The organism is Marinobacter sp. (assembly GCF_034669625.1).
Classification (GTDB): Bacteria; Pseudomonadota; Gammaproteobacteria; order Pseudomonadales; family Oleiphilaceae; genus Marinobacter.
The window spans coordinates 84,217-104,004 of the sequence record NZ_JAXMOY010000011.1 but is presented as its reverse complement, the minus strand read 5'-3'; the positions used below and the strand labels follow the sequence as shown (position 1 = coordinate 104,004).

The window sequence follows — 19,788 nt, the reverse complement described above, 5'->3', positions numbered from 1 at the left end:
AACGTAATCCGCTTATCGTCACATAAGCATAGTCAAACCCTTGATTTTTGCTGGCTCGCCCTCAAAACTTCGACAACCACTTTAGGCGCAATTTCTGTGCGCCACGGGACCTTCAAAACCAAGAGCAGTAAACCCCATGTCGTTACAGCAAACTTTTGGTGCCCTAAGAGCACAACTGGCAAAACGCATCATCGGCCAGGACAAGCTGGTAGACCGTCTTTTGATTGCCCTCTTGGCCGATGGCCACCTACTGGTGGAGGGTGCGCCCGGACTGGCCAAAACCACAGCGGTCAAAGCGCTCGCCGACCATATCGAAGGCGATTTCCACCGCATTCAGTTCACGCCTGACCTACTGCCTTCCGACGTCACCGGCAGCGAAATCTACCGAGCCGAAACCGGCCTGTTCGAATTCCAACGCGGGCCAATATTTCACAATCTGGTGCTGGCCGACGAAATCAACCGCGCACCCGCCAAAGTTCAGTCTGCCCTCCTGGAAGCCATGGGTGAACGCCAGATCAGTGTAGGGATGCAAACCTTCCCGCTGCCCAAACTGTTCATGGTGATGGCCACCCAGAACCCCATTGAGCAAGAAGGCACCTACCCACTGCCCGAAGCTCAGCTCGACCGTTTTCTTATGCATGTGGTAATTGATTATCCAAGTGCCGATGCTGAAAGAGAGATTCTGCACCTGGCCCGCAGCGACTACCGTCAGGGAATTCCGAACGTAGACATTCGTCTAACGGAAGATCAGGTGATGGAAGCACGGCACGAGATTGCCAACATCTACATGGCGGAACCGGTTGAGCAGTATTTGCTGGCACTCATTCTTGCCACTCGTGATGCAGCCGCTCTCGATCCGGAACTGGCCCGCTGGACAGCCTTTGGCGCCAGCCCTCGAGGCACGATTGCCCTGGACCGCTGCGCTCGGGCACTGGCCTGGCTGGACGGCCGGGATTACGTGACGCCCGATGATATTCGTACCATGGCGTTTGACGTCCTTCGCCACCGGATTCTTCTGACCTTCGAGGCCGAAGCCGAAGGTATGACGGCCGACGCAGTGCTTCAGAGGCTCATCGACCGGGTTCCGGTAACCGCCTGACGTGATCGAAAAATCCGCTGCGGCGATAAGAGAAATACCCATGGGCAACACAGCAGTCACCCACGCCACCTTGCAAGAATTGGTTCGCTTACAGGCCGATGCCAGAGCTTTGAAGCTGCCTTCGGTTCGACAGGTTCGTGGCCGCCAGGCGGGCTTGAGGCAATCTCGGCAACGCGGCCGAGGCATGACCTTCGCAGAAGTCCGGCAGTACCAACCCGGTGACGATATTCGAAGCATTGACTGGCGCGTGACTGCCCGACGCCAATCGCCCCACACCAAACTTTATGAGGAAGAGCGGGAACGCCCCGTCCTGCTGATTGCCGATCTGGGCCCCACACTGTTCTTCGCCAGTACCGGTGCCTATAAACAAGCCCGCTGCGCACAAATTACCGCGCTGCTGGCCTGGCTTGCCCTAATGGCCGGAGATCAGGTTGGTGGTTTGATCTTCAACCATCAGGATCTCGAGGTGTTGCGGCCGGCCCGGCGTAAGAAATCTCTGTTACGGTTATTGGATACGGTTGCCAAACAGCAGCATCTCCCAAGCATTCCTCCAAGCCCCACTGTCCCCGACGGGCCGGACCTAAACAAAGCCCTGGCTGAAGCACGCCGCGTGGCGCACACCGGCAGCCGCATCTTTGTGATCAGCGATTTCATGACCGTATCCCCTGAAACCACCAGTCTTTTAGGAGCGCTGGCAAGACACAACAGCGTCAGTGCCCTGCGAATCATGGACCCGCTTGAAAAAGAGTTACCCCACCGTGGCCAGTTCGCTGTCGCCGGGCCTGAAGGCCCCGTATGGTTTGATGCATCCAATCCGAACTTTCAGCGGGCCTGGCAAGCTAAAATATCCAGCCATGAGCAGCAACTGGCTGAATGTTTTCGCACCTCCGGCGTACACGCCTCAACCATCATGACGCAGGACAACCCGGCGGAAGCTCTGAGACTGCAACTCGGACCGGGAGGACGGATCTGATGAACGACCAAGACCCGCTCGCCCAACTCAAAGACATTCACTTACCTGAAACCGGTGGCTGGTGGCCCCCTGCCCCAGGATGGTGGTTGGTAGCAGCCTTGTGTTTACTCGCGCTAATCGCCTTAATCTGGTTTTGGCAACGTCATCGCAAACGCACGCTGTGGAAGCGTCAGGCGCAAGCCGAACTGGCGACGCTGAGTCAACGAGCGGGTAATGAGCCAAACTGGTACAGCGATCTCAATCAACTGCTCAAGCGGGTTGCGCGCCAAACACACGCCGACCGACACCCGGAATCCATGACCGGTGCCCAGTGGGTCGATTTTCTGCTGAAAACCCTCCCCAAAGACCGCGTTGCTTCTCGCCCCACAGCTGAAGCACTGGTCGCCGCTGCATGGCAGCCCAAGCCCACTCTTGAGCCCCGGAGCGCGTTGGCATTCGCCTCACTCTGGCTGGAGGCTCAGCTATGATCAGTCTGGCTTACCCCTGGGTCTTACTGCTTTCGTTACTGCCGCTGTTGCTCTTCGTGCGCAAGCAAAAGGGCGAGCCTGTCGACGCTCCGGTTATTCCGGTTGGTCATTGGCTCTCCGGTATGCCGGGGGTCAGCACCCGCGGCAAGACCACGCCGTGGTGGCGAAAGCTTCTTGTTCTGGCGGCCTGGCTTTGTTTCGTGGTTGCACTCGCACGCCCACAGCATGTGGGTGAACAGGTACAAATGCCCATCACGGGCCGCGACCTGATGCTGGTGGTCGACATTTCACCAAGCATGGAAGAGAAAGACATGGTGCTGCATGGGCGCAGCATAAACCGCCTTCAAGCTGTAAAGCGCGTACTGAATGACTTCATCGATGAACGTGAAGGTGACCGGCTTGGATTGATTCTATTTGGCACAGAGCCTTACGTTCAGGCTCCGCTCACCTTCGATCGGGAGACCGTCCGGACGTTATTGATTGAATCCGGGCTGGGCATGGCTGGCCGTGCTACAGCCATCGGCGATGCCGTAGGCCTTGCTGTGAAACGATTGCGTGACCGGCCCCAGGAACAGCGTGTGGCCATCATGCTGACCGACGGCGCCAATACCGCCGGCGAAATCAGTCCGGACAAAGCCACAGAGATCGCAGCCGCCGCAGGCGTAAGGCTTTATACCATCGGCATAGGCGCTGATTCTGTCATTCAGCGCGGGTTACTGGGCACCCGCAGGGTAAACCCGTCCCGGGACTTGGACGAGGAGCTACTTACCCGCATGGCAGAGCAGACCGGTGGCCAGTACTTCAGAGCGCGTAGCCTGCCGGAACTCGAGATGATCTACGACAGCATCAACCAACTCGAGCCGATTGAGCAGGAGGGTCAGTTTTTCCGGCCGGTGACCGAGCTCTACGTCTGGCCAGCTGGATTTACCATTGCGATCTGGCTGATGTTGATGGCCGCCCGCTTCGCCAATACCCGCTCTCGCTTTGCGCCTGAAACGGAGGCTAACCGTGGCTGACTTCCATTTTTTACGGCCCCTCTGGCTTGGATTGATCCTCGCCATTCCATTGCTGTACTTCGTCCAGCACCGACTCAAACAAGGTGATGCTGGCTGGGGGCGTTATATCGCCCCCTCGCTTCTCAAGCCTTTGATTCGCCAACGCGGCAGCGCCTCAGACCGCACAGCGTCTTCATCTCTATGGCCCCTCAGTCTTGCTGTTATTGTACTGGCCATCGCGCTGGCCGGCCCCAGCTGGAGACAGGCACCGACACCGCTCAAGCAACCGCAAGACAGCCTGGTCATTGCACTCGACCTGTCCCTCTCCATGCTGGCCACGGATCTGGACCCTAACCGGTTGACGCTGGCGAAGCGCAAAATCCGGGACATTCTTGAGCAACGCCAAGGCGGTCTGACCGCACTACTGGTCTATGCCGGCGACGCCCACGTTGTGACGCCACTGACTGAAGATCACCGAACAATTGAAGCCATGCTCAGCGTGCTTGAGCCCACCATTATGCCGGCGCAAGGCAACCGGACCGATCTGGCCATCCAGGAAGCCATCAATCTGCTGAACAATGGTGCACCGGGGCGTGGTCGCATTCTTCTGATTGCCGATGATGTGTCCGAAACCTATCAAAGCAACATCAGCAACCAACTCAGCACCACCTCTTACACCCTCAGCACCCTGACCGTTGGTACCGAGGAAGGCGGCCCTATTCCCTTGCCCCGCCATGGATTCATTCGAGATGGCAACAAGATCGTCATTACCAAGGCCAACCCCGATGCCCTCGCCAATCTGGCTCAACAATCCGGAGGGGAAAGCCACGAAATGACGCTGGACAACGCGGACATTCGGGTACTGGAAGTTGAACCCGAGGCAACCGACGACTGGCAGGACCGCGATGAGGGGCTCACCATCAACCGCTGGCAAGATGACGGTTATTGGCTGCTATGGCTGGCGCTACCTTTCCTGCTAATGGGCTGGCGCCGAGGTGCTTTTGCCATGCTTGCGCTTTCCATGCTGCCGTTGACCATGGTTCCAAGGCCCGCGATGGCGCTGGACTGGGGCGGACTTTGGCAACGAGAAGATCAACGAGGCCCAGAACTGATCGAGCAGAATCCAAACGAAGCCGCAGCGCTATTGGAGCAGCCCAATTGGCGAGGCTCGGCGCTGTATCGGGCTGGCCAGTATGAAGATGCGATCGACGCTTTTTCCGACTCCTCTGATCTTACCGGTGCCTATAATCGCGGCAACGCTCTGGCCCGGTCTGGCAAACTGAAGGAAGCGCTTGAGGCCTACGAGCAGGTACTGGCGGAAAAACCGGAACATCCGGACGCGCAATTCAACTACGATCTGGTGAAACAATTGTTGGACCAGCAGCAACAAGACTCGGATCAGAACAGCGACGAGAATCAGGACCAAAACCAGAATTCTCAGCAGAATAACTCTGACAACCAAAACAACGACTCTCAAAAGGGCGATAAACAGCAGTCCGGGAACGACAGCGAGAGTCAGGACGGTGAACAACAGGATCAACAAAATCAGCAAGACCAACAATCGCCTGAAAACCAGAATCAGGACGGTCAGCAATCCCAGGATCAGCAACAGCAAGAACCGGAACAAGCGGAAGGCGAGCAAGACACTGAGGCCCAACCATCAGAGCAAAACTCCGAGGCGCCAGCACCCGTGCAGGAACAACCCCTGAGCCAGGGGCAAGAACAGATGCTGCGGCGGGTGCCCGACAACCCCGGCGGACTACTCCAACGAAAGTTCCTGCAACAATATCAACAACGCCAGACCCAACGCGACGAGGGCGATACACCATGGTAAAGAACCTTCTGTCTTCCCTCCTCTGCCTCTTGTTCCTGTTTTCCGGGTCTTTGTCAGCCAATGAGCTGACGGCCGAGCCGGACCGGGATCAGCTCTATGAGGGTGAAGTCCTGACCTTGACTGTAAAAGGGTCGCTGAATATTGAGCTCAACTTGAGCAATCTGTTCAACTTCGATTTGTCGCAGTTACCGGCGCCAAATATTGAACAGGTAGAGCCGGATTTTGAAATCCTTGCACGCAACCAACAGTACAGCGTGCAAACCGTGAATGGCGACATGGTGGGCGAAATTACCTGGACCTACCAATTGGCCCCCACACGAACCGGGACCCTCACCATACCCGAACTGAAATTTCAGGAAGCCACCTCCAACCCTGTCAGTATCGAAGTGGTCTCTGGCACGCCCCCCGATCTACCGGCCTCCAACCGTGACCGCTTTATCGAGCTGTCTGCGGACAAAGCCGACGTCTACGTTCAAGAGCAGTTGGTACTCACGGTGCAGCTGTATTTCTCTGGCAACCTGATTCGGGGTGAACTGTCTGATCCACAACATCCGGATGCGATCATAGAAGGTTTAGGAAAACAGCGGGAGTTCACCACGACTCGGGGCGGCAACCGCTACAGGGTGGTTGAGCGGCGTTACGCGATTTTCCCTCAGACACCCGGGGAGCTGAACCTGCCCGCCATTCGGTTTGAAGGTCAGGTTAGAGACGCTAACGGCGCACTCAGGTTTCTGAGGGATAGCCAGCAACTTTATCCCGTTCAGGTAAAACCTGTGCCAGCCGATTACCCCGACGACCAAGCTTGGCTACCCGCAGAGCATCTAGCCTTGGCGGAAGACGGCTTACCAAGCACCGAGGTATTGACGGCGGGTAGTAACCTCACCCGAAACATTGTTTTGCAGGCTTCCGGCCTTCCTTCTGAGGCACTTCCCCCACTCTCGGTTGAATACCCGAGCACCCTCCGGCACTACCCGGAGCAACCACGAAGAAACACCGAATCCGCGCCTGGCGGCCTTGAGTCGACCTTGCAGTTAGAGGCGGCACTGGTGCCCGTCAGCTCCGGAGACATTATTATTCCCGAAGTTCGAGTGCCTTGGTGGAACACCACAACCGATCAATTGGAAGAAGCTGTATTGCCAGCGCGGAACTACCGAATTGAAGGTGGAACAGCAGCTGCGGCGCCGGCTGTCACTGAGCCTCCACAGTCCGAGCCAACGACCGATCGGACCCCAGACCAAGGCTCAGGCGTCGACAGCGACTCACCTTGGCTGTGGACCACCCTATTGCTCGGCAGCCTCTGGCTGATCACACTTGCGCTTTGGTGGTTCTCCCACAGAAAACAGGCCACACCAAGGGCAATCGACGCAGACTCCAGTAACAGCAACGAAAAAGAGCGTTTTGTGCAGCTCATCACTGCCATTCAACAGAGTGCTCCCCAAACCTCGACGCTCTTGCTCCGCTGGGCCCGGGAGAAATTCCCTGAGAATAACTTTATCGACATGAAGGATTTCGTTCGTTACAGCAACAGCCGTGAACTTGATGAAGCATGGCGAGATTTTCAGGCTAGCCTATACTCTGCCACGCCTACTGACTCCTCAGATTCTGATAAGGCCGTCAGGGAAAAGCTGGCCAAGGCGGTTACCCGGCTAAGACAGGGGGAGATTCGAAAGGAAGAACAAAGCGGGCTAGCTCCGCTTTACCCGGCCGGACTGACTAGCTGACCGGCCGGGTCTCAGAATTGAAAATCAGTTGGTGAGCTGCTGATTAATGACCAGTTCTACCGGCTGGCCAGCGGAATCAGGTGCAACAACGTGCGCGGTCACCTGCCCCTGCCAGTCGCCCGGCTGAGCACTGATGGAACCGCTACGCGACAGACGCGCCACCACCACAACTTCCTCGACCGCCGAGATTGTCGCTTCAGGTGACATCGCATAGCTGTCGTCCAGACGCACATCGACAGGCAAAGCACCCGCCGTCAGACGCGTAACCGCTACCGGCGCTCCGCCAGTCGTCCCCGCCGGGCGGGCAAAAATAAACAGCGTGGTATCGGCAGACACCTGATCCTTGAAAGCCGCATCGATAGACACCCTCAGATCAACGCCGGCCGAAGCCATCGCGGCATCACTCTCAGCCTGAGCTGGAGGTGTTTCGCCCAAACGGCCATAAGCCTCTGCGATGCCACCTCGAATCGACGCTATTTGAGGATGATTTGGCGTAGCTTCAGTAATGGTTTCCCAATACTCGATCGCCTTGCGGTAGTTCTGCTGACTGAAGGCATGAATACCCAACAGGCCAAGCGAATTCACTTCGGTCGCATCCAGCGCCAACGCGCTGTCGATTGCGTCCTGAACCGCCGTGGTCATCTGCCCTTCCGTTTTAAAAAACAGCGCCTGTGCAGACAAGCCGTAAGCCACCGCGCTTGACGCAGGATCATCCGAGACTAACTCTGCCAGCCGCTGATAAACAGCTGCGGCATCCTGATACCGCTCTACCCGCATGTATGTTTGGGCGAGCATGGCCCAGCCATCGACATTATCCGGCTCGGCTTCCAGACGTTCCCGCAACTCATCAGCCAGTTCAGACATGCGAGCCACCTGATCAGCACCGGAAGCGTTCATCTCCTGCATCGTGAGATACTGCTCCACCTGTCCCATCGAGCCCCACTGCTGATACGCGTAGAAAGCGCCTGCTGGCAGTAAAAAAATCGCCAACAAAGCAACGGCCATGGCACTGCGACGCCCGGGGATATGCTTCTCGGGTTGTGCATTCTCAGGCACGTCATCCAGCATAGAACCAGCCAGCTCGTCTTTCAGTTGCTCGTAACTCTTCTGGTCAAGAACACCCGCTTCGTATTCAACCTCTAATTCCCGGAGCCGCGATTTATAGGCCAACAGGTTTTGGTTTCTGAGATCTATTTCAATTCTTGATTTTGGCCGATGAAAAAACACCGGATACAACACGAATGCCATAGCGAACAAAATAAGTACCGCAGCGGCGATCCAAAAGGTTTCTTGAGTCATGGTGAAGTCATCATCACAGTTAGAAATGTGTTGCGCGGATCAGCTTCAGGATTACTGATCCTTGTCTGCCAGCATTTTTTCGACGCGCGCCTGTTCCTCAGGGCTTAGTGCTGGCTCATCCTCTTCGCGTTTGCGCGAACGCATGGCAACGCCCGCCACGATCAAAACACCGCCGATTACAGCGATGGCGGGGAATGCCCACAGCAGGATGGTGCGTTTGTCCACGGGGGGGTTGTACTGCACAAACTCGCCAAAACGGCCCACCAGGTCCCCTACGATTTCATCGTTGGTCGCGCCGTTTTTCATTAGCCGGTAAACCTGATCCCGCATATCTTTCGAAATCGGCGCGTTGGAGTCGGCGATGTTCTGATTCTGGCATTTGGGACAACGTAACTCGACAATCAGGTTCTGATAGCGCTGTTCCTCAGCCCGAGTGTCAAAGTCGTAAACCTCTCTCACCTCAGCCTGCACACCAGAGGCACACAGGATCAATAGCAAAAACGCACTCTGAACGTAACGCATTAGCTATTCCCCTTTGCCTTTTGGATAACGGGCAGCAAAACCTCTTCCCACACCCTCTTGTTCACAACGCCAACGTGGCGATACTGAACAATGCCGTCAGCGTCGATCACAAAGGTTTCCGGTGCGCCGTATACGCCAAGGTCAAACCCCAGCGAACCCTTGGGGTCAAAGATGATTTCATCGTACGGATTGCCCAAGCGTCCAAGAAAGCTGAATGCGGTTTCCCGTTGATCTTTGTAATTCAGCCCGACAATGCGAATGCCTTTTTCCTTCGACAGCCACATCAGGTACTCATGCTCGTCCCAGCAAGAAGGACACCACTCCGCCCATACGTTCAACAGGGCCACTTCGCCCTTGAGGACAGACTCATTCAGCAGTTGAGTTGGTTTGTTCAGACTTTCCAAGCTAAAAGCCGGCACAGGCTTGCCGATTCGCGCAGACTCCAGTTTGGTGGGATCTTTGCCAATACCCGCTGCCAGGAAAATGCCGACACCGACGGCAATAACCAACGGCAAGAACAACAGCAAGCGTTTCATGATGTTGCTCCTGCAGCCTGCGCGTCACCCGTCCTGGTATCCCGGTCAGCGACTTTCACCTGATTCTTCGCCCGGATACGATAGCGTTTATCTGCAATCGCCAGAAAACCACCAATGGCCATCACCAACGCCCCTAACCAAAGCCACCGAATCAAAGGTTTGTATTGCAGACGAATGGCCCAAGCGTCATCGGAAATCCGTTCGCCAATGGCCACAAAAATATCCCGGAACAACCCTCCATCGATATCAGCCTCGGTCATCACGCTCATACCCACCGGATAATTACGTTTTTCCGGGTGCAGTTCAGATATTTTCTTGCCATCCAAAAACACGTCGAAGCTGCCATATTGGGCGGTAAAGTTAGCACCGCGACGGTTCCCAATGTCGGTAAAGACTATTTCGTAATCGCCCACCATCGCCGAATCACCCGGCACCATGCGGACATCACGTTCGATACCATAGTTAGACACTACGGTTGCACCCGCCATCACCATGGCAACGCCAAGGTGGCCCAGCACCATACCCCAGTAGCTCCGTGACTGACGCTTCAAGCCATACCAACGACCCTGACGAGACGCCGACTTGTCCCATAGGTCCCACAATGTCGCCACGGCCACCCAGATCGAGGTAAACACACCGGCAAAGGCCCAGGGTTTAAAGCTGCCGTACATCAGAATCACCGCCACACTGGCAGTGAGGCTCAGGGCCAGCGGCCAAAGCAGCTTACGAGCAAGCCAACCACCGTCGGTTTTTTTCCAACGGGAGAAAATGCCCGTGCCCAACAACAACCCTGCGGCGACAGCCAACGGGCTAAATGTGGTGTTGAAAAACGGCTCACCAATGGACAATTTGCCCATATCCAGATAATCGAGAATCAGCGGATAAAGCGTTCCTATGGCCACTAAAAGCGTTGCCGTCACCAAAAGAACGTTATTCAACAGCAAAAAGATCTCCCGGGACATGGAACCGTAGCGGGAGCGAACGTGCACCACTGGCGCCCGGAATGCGTAGAGTGCCAAGCTGCCAACCACCGTAATGCCCAGTAGCATGAGCAGGAAAGAGCCCCGCTCTGGGTCAGATGCGAAGGCATGAACGGAGGTCAGTACACCGGAACGAACCAGGAAGGTGCCCAGCAGACTCAATGCAAAGGTAACGATGGCCAAAAGCACCGTCCAGCTTTTGAATACACCGCGCTTTTCAGTCACCGCTAAAGAGTGCATCAACGCAGTACCGGACAACCAAGGCAGCAAGGATGCGTTTTCGACCGGATCCCAGAACCACCAACCGCCCCAGCCAAGCTCGTAGTATGCCCACCAACTTCCCAATGCAATGCCGATGGTCAGGAAAGACCAAGCGACGGTTGTCCAGGGCCGGGACCAGCGGGCCCAAGCGGCATCCAAGCGGCCGTTAATCAGTGCCGCCAAGGCAAAAGCAAAGGCAACCGAGAAGCCGACATAGCCCATGTACAACATAGGCGGATGCACAATCAGTCCAATGTCTTGCAACAGAGGGTTGAGGTCCTGTCCGTCAGCCGGAATGTTCGGCAGCAGACGGTCAAAGGGGTTGGAGGTCATAATAATGAACAGGAAGAAGCCCACACACACCATGCCCATCACAGACAGAACCTGTGACACCATAGTGGATGGAAGCTTGCGACTGAACACAGCAACCGCCAGCGTCCAGCCTGTGAGCATGAGAATCCACAGCAACAACGAGCCTTCATGGCCGCCCCAAACTGCACTGAACTTATAAAACCAAGGCAGCATGCTATTACTGTTGTTTGCCACATAGGCGACCGAAAAATCATCAACCACAAAGGCATGAGTCAGAATCGCGAAGGCCAGCCCCGTGAACACAAACATGCCCGACGCCAAGGGTCTGGCAAAGGCCTGCAGGCTATCGCGCCCGGTCAGGGCCCCTGCCAATGGCACAACAGAAAGAAGTAACGCCAGCAACAGCGCCAGTATCAGTGAAATTTGCCCGAGTTCCGGATACATCAGGACTCTCCAACATCAACAATAAATGGAGGCTCAGTAAGCCTGGGATTCTGCAGCTTTGTCCGCGTATGGCGCTTTCTGCTGTGCTTTCGATGACTTTTCGAGCGCATCGGCCACTTCAGGCGGCATATAATTCTCATCATGCTTAGCCAGCACCTGGTCGGCCACAAACAGTCCTTCGTTATTCAGGCGCCCCATCGCAACAACGCCCTGCCCTTCGGCAAAGAGGTCGGGTAGGATGCCGACATACTCAACCGGAACCGAATCCGTGAAATTGGTCACCCGGAAACGAACAGCGAGGCTTTCGGTATCACGCACTACACTGCCCTCCTCGACCATACCGCCCGCTCGAATCCGCACATCAACCGGCGCATTACCGGCCGCGATTTCAGTCGGGTCATAAAACAGATTGATGTTCTGGCGCAGTGCGTAGGTGGTCAGACCAACCGCAATCGCCAAGCCAGCAACAAGGAAAATCAATATGGTCAGTCTTTTCTTACGAATCGGGTGCATGAGTTACCTAATAATCAATCCTGAGAGATTTCGACACGTGTGAACGTCGCCGCAGCTTTTGGTGTGGCCGGCCCCTCCGGGCCCTGCTGCTCATAGCTGCGCTTACACATAAGATACGTAGCCCGATAGCGTTTAGCCGACCAATAAGTCGTGCCCACGACCATAACCACGAATACGGCATAACAGGTCCAAACGTAGGGACCATGACCTTCCATGGCGAGAAACGCTGAAATTGAATCAAATGCCATTGTTTACTTCCTTCCCGCCAGAACGAGTTCTTTCACCCATCGGGTACGACGTTCCCGAACCAGAATCTCGGTTTTCATTCTCAGGCATGCCAGCCAGCCGAACAGTAAATAAAGACCCAGCACCGACAGTAATAGGGGCACCCACATCTCCATCGCCATGGCGGGTTTTTCAGTCAATGTGAAGGTGGCGGGCTGGTGCAGTGTGTTCCACCAATTCACCGAATATTTGATGATGGGAATATTAACTACGCCCACTAACACCAGAACCGCGACCGCACGGGCCGCCGACTTCTCATCATTGATGGAACGATCGAGAGCTATCACGCCGCCATACAGGAATAACAAGATCAGCATGGACGTCAGGCGCGCATCCCAAACCCACCAGGTACCCCACGTCGGCTTACCCCAAACCGCGCCAGTGAAGAGCGATAAGAAGGTAAACATCAGACCAACCGGCGCGATAGATTTCACAAAGACATCAGCCAGTTTCATGCGCCAAACTAACGTCACTACTGCTGCCGAAGCCATCATGATGTATATGGATTGCGCCAAAAACGCAGAAGGCACGTGAATAAAGATGATCCGGTAGCTATTGCCCTGCAGATAATCCTTGGGGGCGAACGCCAGCCCCCAGACTAACCCCACGACCAGAAGGATCAGGCCTCCCGCCAGCAACCAAGGCATAAAGCGGTTCGCAATCCCGAAGAACCACTTGGGAGAGCCCAGCTTGTGAAAAAATTGCCACATCAGTTAGTCACCGTTTCACTGTTCACTGTTCGTTTCTATCCAGCTGACAATCATTCAGCTATTGGACAGACTGATTCGTAATGCTGCAGCCGAAGCAAAGGGCGCTAACGTCAGCGCCAGGACCAAAAAAGCGCCCATCAGCGCCAAATAACCGGAAACTTGTGCTCCCTCTGCAGCTGCGGCCACTGTTCCAGTGCCAAATATGAGCACAGGAATGTACAGCGGAATAATCAGCAGTGACAAGAGCACTCCGGCCGAACGCAGGCCTAAAGTCAACGCTGCGCCGATGGAACCGATCAAACTCAAAACCGGAGTGCCAATCAGCAGCGTTAGACACAAAGTTGCCACGGAGTTCCCCTCCAGATGCAACATTAATCCTAAAACCGGCGTTAACAGCACTAAAGGCAGCCCGGTCAATATCCAGTGGGCCATGGTTTTAGCCAACACCAGCAGAAACAGAGGCTGCGGCTGCAACATCAATTGTTCCAGTGTGCCGTCGTCAAAATCGTGCCGGAACAGGTGATCCAGCGATAACAGCACCGACAACAAAGCCGCCACCCAAAGGATACCGGCTCCGGACTGTTTCAGGAATGCCACTTCCGGGCTGACCCCAAGGGGGAATAAAGTTACAACCATGGTAAAAAACAAAAGCGGATTTAACAGATCTTGTTTCTGCCGAAACGCGACACGGACATCACGCACAAACACCGCAACCATAGCCTGCGTCACGCCCACTGAACCGTTTATCGCTTTCACTTTGATTGGCGCATTAGCATTCATCGAGCTGCCCCGCTCCCAAGGTAATGCGACCCATACCCGGCAAATTAAGATCATGATGGGTCGTAACAATCACGGCGCCACCCTCTTTGGCCCGTTGAAGCAGCAACGATTCAATGGCTTCAACCCCAGAGGCATCAATGGCGGTAAACACCTCATCAAGTAGCCATAAAGGTTCGTCCGCAATCAGCAAACGAGCCAACGCCACCCGGCGCTGCTGGCCTGCCGACAAATTCCGGCAGGGCACATGCTCAAAGCCCGAAAGGCCGGTTCCAGCCAAGGCCTGAAGCAGCGAACCATCATCAAGCGGTCGACGACCCGCCATCAAAGCCCGCAAATTTTCCAGAGGTGTTAACAGCGGTTTGATACCTGGCCGATGGCCTAGGTACAGCATATTACGCAGGTAGGATTCCCGGTGCTGGTCTCGGGGCTTACCGCACCAGTTCAGCTCCCCTGTCCAGGCATCGTTCAAACCCGCTAAGATTCTGAGCAAGGTTGTTTTACCGGAGCCATTGGGGCCCTCGACACGGGTAACCGTACCGGGCAGTATGGAAAATGACAGGTTTTGGAACAGGAGGCGCTCGTCACGCTCACACTCAAGACCAACGGCCTGTAGCAATGGCTCGGGCATCTGGGTTCCGTTTAAAGCGAAGGATGCACAAAAGGCATCGGGTGCATGAATGAAGACCAAACAACTACCAACATAAAAGTCGGGCATTCACAGTCAACGTCGCGCATTATAACGAAAGCGATCACGGATTACTCTTGCCCGATATCAAAACAATGCCAATGAAACTAAACGGTGGACCAACACCCGCGCTCCCGGTCAACAAACTCTCGGGAGGAAGCCAAACCAACACCGGTTTGCCTTCGGTCGGAATCGACCCTGCTCAGTCTGCCCAGCAGCAGTTGGCGCAGCTAAAACTTTCAAACCAGGAGACTACGCTCGCCAAAGTGGCTGAGGTAGTGCAGCGCAAAGACGGGGGCAGCGAGCTGATTCTGGAAATCAAGGGACGCTCCCTTGCGGTAGCCACCGGTGACCAACCTCCAGACGTGAAGGCGGGCGACTTGATCAAGGTTATGCGCGCTGGAAATGAACTCACACTCTTGGGCAAGTTGGCCGCCAGCCAAGAAGCCGGCATAGCGAAAGCTCTGGCACAGCGCCTGCCATGGCAGCAAAACCTGCAAACAGGATTGACTCAACTGCTGAACAGCATGAACGCCGGTCTGAAAGGTGCGCCACAACCCGGCCAATTGCCATCGAACACTCCCACCCAACCGCTACCAGCCGTAGCAAAACAGACTCTGGAAGGACTCTTCACCAACATGGCAAAGGCTAATTCTCTGCAACCCGGCGCGGGAAAAGCCGAGGGTAGCGTGGCACAAGTGAAACAGTGGCTGGCAGAAAGCGGCGGATTTGCAGAATCGCGTCTGCTGCAAACCAGCGCCCAGCAAAATGCGCCCTCGGATTTCAAACTTGCTTTAGCGCGGATCATAACCGCTTTACTCGCCAGCCGGGGGGAAACACCGGACGCTTTTAACCGCCTGACGCCTTTGGCCAGTCAGGACTTAATGAATGCGCCGCTGCAGTTTCCGAGACTGGCTTCAGCAACCCCATCACCCAGCAGCAGCGAACCCGCCAGTGTCGCCCAGACACTGCGCATGCTGGCAGGCATGCTAAACCGCATCACCGTGAACCAACTGCACAGCCAAACCCTGACCGCGAGGGCTGGCGCCGAACCCGGCACTCCCACCAGCACCTTGCTGCTGGAGATTCCATGGTTAACGCCACAACAAGAGCCAAGAATGGCCCAACTACGGATGGAGCAATACAATAAGGAAGACGACCAAAAACAACAGCCAGAGCGTGCGGCTGTGAGCGAATGGCGCTTGAACCTGGCTATGGATTTAGACCACGCTGGCCCACTGCACTTCGAGGTGTCTTATCGCCACCCCAGTGTCAGCGCCCACATTTGGGCGACAAAGCAATCGACACTTCGCCAAGTTAATGCAGAGCTGCCGCTACTCAGGAAAAGCCTGGCAGACCTTGGCCTTGAAGTAGCGGATCTGGAATGCAGAAGAGGCAGCCCAAAACAAGTCGAGACCCGGCTAGAACACCGACTGGTAGATACCCAGGCATGACTCAGGACGACAAATCTCGAAACCGCGAAAACAACACAGCACCAGCTGCGGTTGCGCTGAAATACGATGGCAAGCGCGCACCGATCATTTCAGCCACGGGGACGTGGGAGCTGGCAGAGGAAATTATCCGCATCGCTCAAGAAAACGATGTTCCTCTGTATGAGAATGCCGAACTGGCAGGGATATTGGCGCGCCTGTCACTGAACGAAGAAATCCCCGAGGAGCTCTACCGAGTGATTGCCGAGATTCTCGCATTTGCGTTCCACATTCGAGGCAAAACGCCAGATGACGTCGGCCCCGAGACCGACACTCCCGCCAACAAACCGTAGCTTTAAGCGGCCTGCCGTTTCTTAAGCGCTGACACCAGCTCTGCCTCCGGTCGAGATATACCGCATGTGTTCATCAAATCATCAATATCGGCACCAAGGTCAACCAGCCGCGCGGCTTCGTCGTAGGAAATTCTGAGGGGATCGTTCTGGCGCATTTCATCCATGGCGTTCCGCAACTCGAACAGTTGACGTTCACAAGCTACCAGCCTCTGGCCAACGCCCATACTGCCACTGGTGGTCGCGTGCAGTTCACGCCCGAGGGTATCGCACCGGTTCTTAAGGGCTTCCTGAAGTGCCTGAATCTTGCGGCCATGGATTACGCCCTGCACAAGAACCAGAACAATAGCCACGGCGGTCAAACACCAAGGAAGCCAGGAAGGAATATTAAAGCTCATCGTGGACGTCTCCGTTTAGTGACCACCGTAGACGTCCATCAAAGCACTGTTAGCGTGGCCGCTTACAGTGCTGCGATTTCAGCCCATTCGTGGTCTGTCAGCATTTTTTCAAATTCGACGAGAATAATCAGCTCGCCGTTCTTGTTACACACACCCTGGATGAACTTGGCACTTTCCTCGTTCCCCACGTTGGGTGCTGTTTCAATCTCGCTGGCCTTGAGATAAATGACCTCGGCCACGGAATCCACCAGCACACCCATCACCTGATTTTCAGACTCCATCACCACAATGCGCGTCGCTTCGGTGACATCGGCATCCAGCAACCCGAAACGGCGGCGGGTATCAATCACCGTCACTACGTTACCCCGAAGATTGATGATGCCTAGCACGTAATCCGGAGCACCCGGCACCGGAGCAATTTCGGTGTACCGGAGTACTTCCTGGATCTGCATCACGTTGATGCCGTATGTCTCGTTATCCAGGCGAAAGGTCACGTACTGGAGTACCTGATCTTCCGGGGCCTGATTTTGCTGTCCGCTCGGGGCTGCCATAACTTGCTCTCCTGCTCGGCTGCCCGGAGGGCAACCTGATCGTCAAAAAATCATCATCAGCGCCCAATACTATAGTTATGGGCATAATCCGTGCCAGCATCACACGGTTTCATTCAGTAACTGCACAATTAACTCAGATCTAACCGCTGCTCTCGTTCTGCACGCATGAGCAGCTCAGACATCGCACGCACGTCGATTAACGCACACATATGATCAATCACCGTGCCGGCCAACCAGGGCCGCTGACTTCTGGCTGTGCGCCATCGTACCTGCTCCGGGTCGAGCGTGAACGACTCGCCTACACTGTCACACGCCAACCCCCAACGGCTGTCGTCCAAACGAATAATAAACCGATAGTTATCTCTGGCATTTTCCGGAACCCGACCTGCCATAATCCACTGGGCGCTATCGACCACCCGCAGGTTATAGTCACTGCCGGGGCGAATGCCCATGTACCAGTTCGGACTGCCAGGCAGTGAACGGATTTCGTCTTCAATCTTATGGATTGCACCCAGCAGCACCAAGGGTACAGCCAACTGAAGGCCGGCTACGGTGAAGATCAGACACTCAAACGGTTTTGCTGACCAATCAGGTCTCGCTTGCGGCTCATTTGGAACCGGGTCCGTCTTTTCAACGTCAGGGGCAGGCGTGGGTGCGTGCTCTTCCGGCTCCCGCACCACAGGCTGAAGTGACTCCGCAACAGGGCGTTCCGCCGGGACTGGCTCGGGCTCAACTTTTTCTGGAACTACGACCTCCGGCTCTTCTTGCTCGGCCGTTGTGGTTGCCGTGTGCAGCAACTCATCCAGATAACTGGCAATGGCTGCATCGGACGCAGTCTGCTGTGTCATTTTTTTGTCAGCCATGCAGCTGCCCTTTCACTGCTTCCGTCGGAGCCAGCAAATCGTCCAACAGATGGCTGTAAGCTCTCACGCCGTGAGTATTTGCATCGAGGACTGACGGAAACACACCTTTCTCACTGGCATCACGAAACTTGGTATCCACAGGCACCGCAAAGCGCCAAAGGTTATCCGGGTAGGTCTTTCGTAACAGGTTTAGACTTTTAACGGAGGCTTGTGTCCGCCGGTCATACATAGTCGGCACAATGGTGTACGGCAACTCATATTTCTGTGAACGCATCACCATCTTCAGTGTGTGTAGCATACGTTCAAGACCTTTGATCGCCAAAAACTCTGTTTGCACCGGAATAACCAAGTGCTGCGCTGCGGCCAACGCATTCACCATCAGCACACCCAGTGAAGGCGTATTATCCAGAAGCACGTAATCAAAATCGTCCCAAAGCTGCGCCAGAGCCCGCGACATGATCAAACCCATACCACCGGTGCCCACCATTTTCCGCTCAAGCGTGGCCAGAGCGGTACTCGCAGGCAACAAAAACACACCGGGGTGACTGGTCTCGGTAATCAATTGTGCAGGCAGCCCTTCTGGCACTTTGCCTTGGTGCTGAAACAAATCAAACACACTATGAGCAATGGTGTCCGGGTCGCACCCAAACCATGAGGTCAGCGAACCATGGGGGTCCAGATCTACCACAAGCACACGCTTGCCCCGCTGAGCCAACAATCCACTCAGCGACACAACAGAGGTGGTTTTACCCACACCACCCTTTTGATTGGCTACTGCCCAAATACGCACACTTGTTACTCCGGCCACAAGCCAAAAAGTTAATTAGCAGCTTGATAGTTATATCGGCGACAACACGAACAACTTGAAGAACGAAAGCGCTTCAAGCGGCAACCTTTTGCCGATTCTGATTATAAGAATGAGTTAATACAGAAAGCGTGCCAGATCAGCTATATGCACAAACAACCTATGACACTACCGAACAACGCCGCGGATGCTCGACTCTTTTGAAATCAACAAGATGACTCGACGGTTACGGCGACGACCCTCTTCGGTATCATTTCGCGCCACCGGTTGGTGTTCGCCATAACCAATAGCCGCCAGTCGTTCAGGCTCAATACCTTTCATGACCAACATTCTTGAAACCGCCGCTGCACGGGCTGTTGAAAGTTCCCAATTGGAGGGATAGAGGCCGGTACGTATAGGCTGATTATCGGTAAAGCCCTCTACCTTTATAGCGTTGTCGCGGTCTCGCAGCACCCTTGCAAGCTTATCAATGACGGCAAAAGAATCGTAGTGCGGCTCTGCGTCCCCACTGCTGAACAACATGCTGTTTGGCAAACTCAGCTCTATCCAGCGATCATTGGTTTCGAGGCTAACCACCCCCTGATTGATCAAATCATCGAATTCCATAGCCAGCTGATCAGCCATGGCTCTCAAGACTTCAATCTTGCCCTGCTCGCTGACGTCAGGATTGCCCGGCGCATCGGTAACAACCGGAGCAATTACATTTTCATGTTGCTGTTCGGGGACCGCAGCGACGTATTCGCCCACTTCAATCGGTTTTAGCGATCTCTGCGGAGCGTTGAATACCCCGGTAAAAGTTTCAGACAAAACTTTATATTTGCCTTCATTGACCGAAGAAACCGAGTACATCACCACAAAAAAGGCAAACAACAAAGTGATGAAGTCAGCGTAGGAAATTAACCAACGTTCTTTATTATTTGTCTCTTCTTGCTGGTATCTACGGCGACGCATAGGTAACCCGACTCCTGATCACTG

Annotated in this window: 22 protein-coding genes; 8 read left to right on the top strand and 14 right to left on the bottom strand. The window is 55.0% G+C overall.

Annotated elements, in window-relative coordinates; translation table 11 throughout:
• Positions 1-136: 136 nt before the first annotated feature.
• From VOI14_RS11140 to VOI14_RS11115, 6 genes are read left to right on the top strand one after another with little or no spacing between them, the layout of a single operon-like run.
• On the top strand, positions 137-1,099 hold the full coding sequence (locus tag VOI14_RS11140; protein ID WP_323752127.1) for a MoxR family ATPase: 963 nt from the start codon (positions 137-139) through the stop codon (positions 1,097-1,099).
• A gap of 40 nt (positions 1,100-1,139) precedes the next feature.
• Entirely contained in the window at positions 1,140-2,072 is a 933-nt protein-coding gene (locus VOI14_RS11135; protein ID WP_323752126.1) for a DUF58 domain-containing protein, read from the top strand.
• Complete coding sequence (locus VOI14_RS11130; protein ID WP_323752125.1) at positions 2,072-2,539, top strand: DUF4381 domain-containing protein; 468 nt, start codon at positions 2,072-2,074, stop codon at positions 2,537-2,539. Before VOI14_RS11135 ends, VOI14_RS11130 begins: the two co-directional genes overlap by 1 nt.
• Positions 2,536-3,555 carry a VWA domain-containing protein gene (locus VOI14_RS11125; protein ID WP_323752124.1) on the top strand — a complete coding sequence of 340 codons (1,020 nt, stop codon included), beginning with the start codon at positions 2,536-2,538 and terminating at the stop codon, positions 3,553-3,555. The genes VOI14_RS11130 and VOI14_RS11125 overlap by 4 nt, the downstream gene beginning before the upstream one ends.
• Positions 3,548-5,368, top strand: coding sequence for a VWA domain-containing protein (locus VOI14_RS11120; protein ID WP_323752123.1), 1,821 nt, complete (start codon positions 3,548-3,550; stop codon positions 5,366-5,368). The genes VOI14_RS11125 and VOI14_RS11120 overlap by 8 nt, the downstream gene beginning before the upstream one ends.
• On the top strand, positions 5,362-7,089 hold the full coding sequence (locus VOI14_RS11115; protein ID WP_323752122.1) for a BatD family protein: 1,728 nt from the start codon (positions 5,362-5,364) through the stop codon (positions 7,087-7,089). The genes VOI14_RS11120 and VOI14_RS11115 overlap by 7 nt, the downstream gene beginning before the upstream one ends.
• A 24-nt stretch (positions 7,090-7,113) precedes the next feature.
• On the opposite strand, the gene ccmI is transcribed toward VOI14_RS11115, so the two are convergent.
• The 9 genes from ccmI to ccmA are packed head-to-tail and all read right to left on the bottom strand — an operon-like array spanning position 7,114 to position 14,359.
• Complete coding sequence (gene ccmI / locus VOI14_RS11110) at positions 7,114-8,388, bottom strand: c-type cytochrome biogenesis protein CcmI (protein ID WP_323752121.1); 1,275 nt, start codon at positions 8,386-8,388, stop codon at positions 7,114-7,116.
• A gap of 51 nt (positions 8,389-8,439) precedes the next feature.
• The gene (locus VOI14_RS11105; protein WP_323752120.1) at positions 8,440-8,910 is read right to left on the bottom strand and encodes a cytochrome c-type biogenesis protein; all 471 of its coding nucleotides are present in this window, start codon (positions 8,908-8,910) and stop codon (positions 8,440-8,442) included.
• Positions 8,910-9,446, bottom strand: coding sequence for a DsbE family thiol:disulfide interchange protein (locus VOI14_RS11100; protein ID WP_323752119.1), 537 nt, complete (start codon positions 9,444-9,446; stop codon positions 8,910-8,912). Before VOI14_RS11100 ends, VOI14_RS11105 begins: the two co-directional genes overlap by 1 nt.
• Positions 9,443-11,443, bottom strand: coding sequence for a heme lyase CcmF/NrfE family subunit (locus VOI14_RS11095; protein ID WP_323752118.1), 2,001 nt, complete (start codon positions 11,441-11,443; stop codon positions 9,443-9,445). The genes VOI14_RS11100 and VOI14_RS11095 overlap by 4 nt, the downstream gene beginning before the upstream one ends.
• 33 nt (positions 11,444-11,476) lie before the next feature.
• Complete coding sequence (gene ccmE, locus VOI14_RS11090; RefSeq protein WP_323752117.1) at positions 11,477-11,956, bottom strand: cytochrome c maturation protein CcmE; 480 nt, start codon at positions 11,954-11,956, stop codon at positions 11,477-11,479.
• A gap of 14 nt (positions 11,957-11,970) precedes the next feature.
• Positions 11,971-12,204: a heme exporter protein CcmD gene (ccmD, locus tag VOI14_RS11085; RefSeq protein ID WP_323752116.1), complete on the bottom strand. Its 234-nt coding sequence runs from the start codon at positions 12,202-12,204 to the stop codon at positions 11,971-11,973.
• Positions 12,205-12,207: 3 nt separating this feature from the next.
• A complete protein-coding gene (gene ccmC, locus VOI14_RS11080) occupies positions 12,208-12,951 on the bottom strand; it encodes a heme ABC transporter permease CcmC (RefSeq protein ID WP_323752115.1) in 744 nt (247 codons plus the stop codon).
• A 54-nt stretch (positions 12,952-13,005) separates the two neighbouring features.
• The gene (gene ccmB / locus VOI14_RS11075) at positions 13,006-13,731 is read right to left on the bottom strand and encodes a heme exporter protein CcmB (protein WP_323752114.1); all 726 of its coding nucleotides are present in this window, start codon (positions 13,729-13,731) and stop codon (positions 13,006-13,008) included.
• Entirely contained in the window at positions 13,721-14,359 is a 639-nt protein-coding gene (ccmA, locus tag VOI14_RS11070) for a cytochrome c biogenesis heme-transporting ATPase CcmA (RefSeq protein ID WP_323752113.1), read from the bottom strand. The genes ccmB and ccmA overlap by 11 nt, the downstream gene beginning before the upstream one ends.
• A gap of 152 nt (positions 14,360-14,511) precedes the next feature.
• Between ccmA and VOI14_RS11065 the strand changes: the two genes are divergently transcribed.
• Both VOI14_RS11065 and VOI14_RS11060 read left to right on the top strand, forming a co-directional pair.
• The gene (locus VOI14_RS11065) at positions 14,512-15,870 is read left to right on the top strand and encodes a flagellar hook-length control protein FliK (RefSeq protein ID WP_323752112.1); all 1,359 of its coding nucleotides are present in this window, start codon (positions 14,512-14,514) and stop codon (positions 15,868-15,870) included.
• Positions 15,867-16,199: an EscU/YscU/HrcU family type III secretion system export apparatus switch protein gene (locus tag VOI14_RS11060; protein WP_323752111.1), complete on the top strand. Its 333-nt coding sequence runs from the start codon at positions 15,867-15,869 to the stop codon at positions 16,197-16,199. The genes VOI14_RS11065 and VOI14_RS11060 overlap by 4 nt, the downstream gene beginning before the upstream one ends.
• 2 nt (positions 16,200-16,201) lie before the next feature.
• Here the strand turns inward: VOI14_RS11060 and VOI14_RS11055 are convergent, their stop codons facing one another.
• The 5 genes from VOI14_RS11055 to motD all read right to left on the bottom strand — a co-directional run bounded on the left by VOI14_RS11055 (position 16,202) and on the right by motD (position 19,764).
• Positions 16,202-16,594, bottom strand: a complete 393-nt coding sequence (locus tag VOI14_RS11055) for a DUF2802 domain-containing protein (RefSeq protein ID WP_323752110.1) — start codon at positions 16,592-16,594, stop codon at positions 16,202-16,204.
• A gap of 62 nt (positions 16,595-16,656) precedes the next feature.
• Positions 16,657-17,145 (bottom strand): chemotaxis protein CheW, encoded by a 489-nt coding sequence (locus tag VOI14_RS11050; protein ID WP_323752109.1) that lies wholly within the window; start codon positions 17,143-17,145, stop codon positions 16,657-16,659.
• Positions 17,146-17,273: 128 nt separating this feature from the next.
• Positions 17,274-18,008, bottom strand: coding sequence for a chemotaxis protein CheW (locus tag VOI14_RS11045; protein ID WP_323752108.1), 735 nt, complete (start codon positions 18,006-18,008; stop codon positions 17,274-17,276).
• Positions 18,001-18,798 (bottom strand): ParA family protein, encoded by a 798-nt coding sequence (locus VOI14_RS11040; protein WP_323752107.1) that lies wholly within the window; start codon positions 18,796-18,798, stop codon positions 18,001-18,003. The genes VOI14_RS11045 and VOI14_RS11040 overlap by 8 nt, the downstream gene beginning before the upstream one ends.
• A 183-nt stretch (positions 18,799-18,981) precedes the next feature.
• On the bottom strand, positions 18,982-19,764 hold the full coding sequence (gene motD, locus VOI14_RS11035) for a flagellar motor protein MotD (protein WP_323752106.1): 783 nt from the start codon (positions 19,762-19,764) through the stop codon (positions 18,982-18,984).
• Between the last annotated feature and the right edge of the window lie 24 nt (positions 19,765-19,788).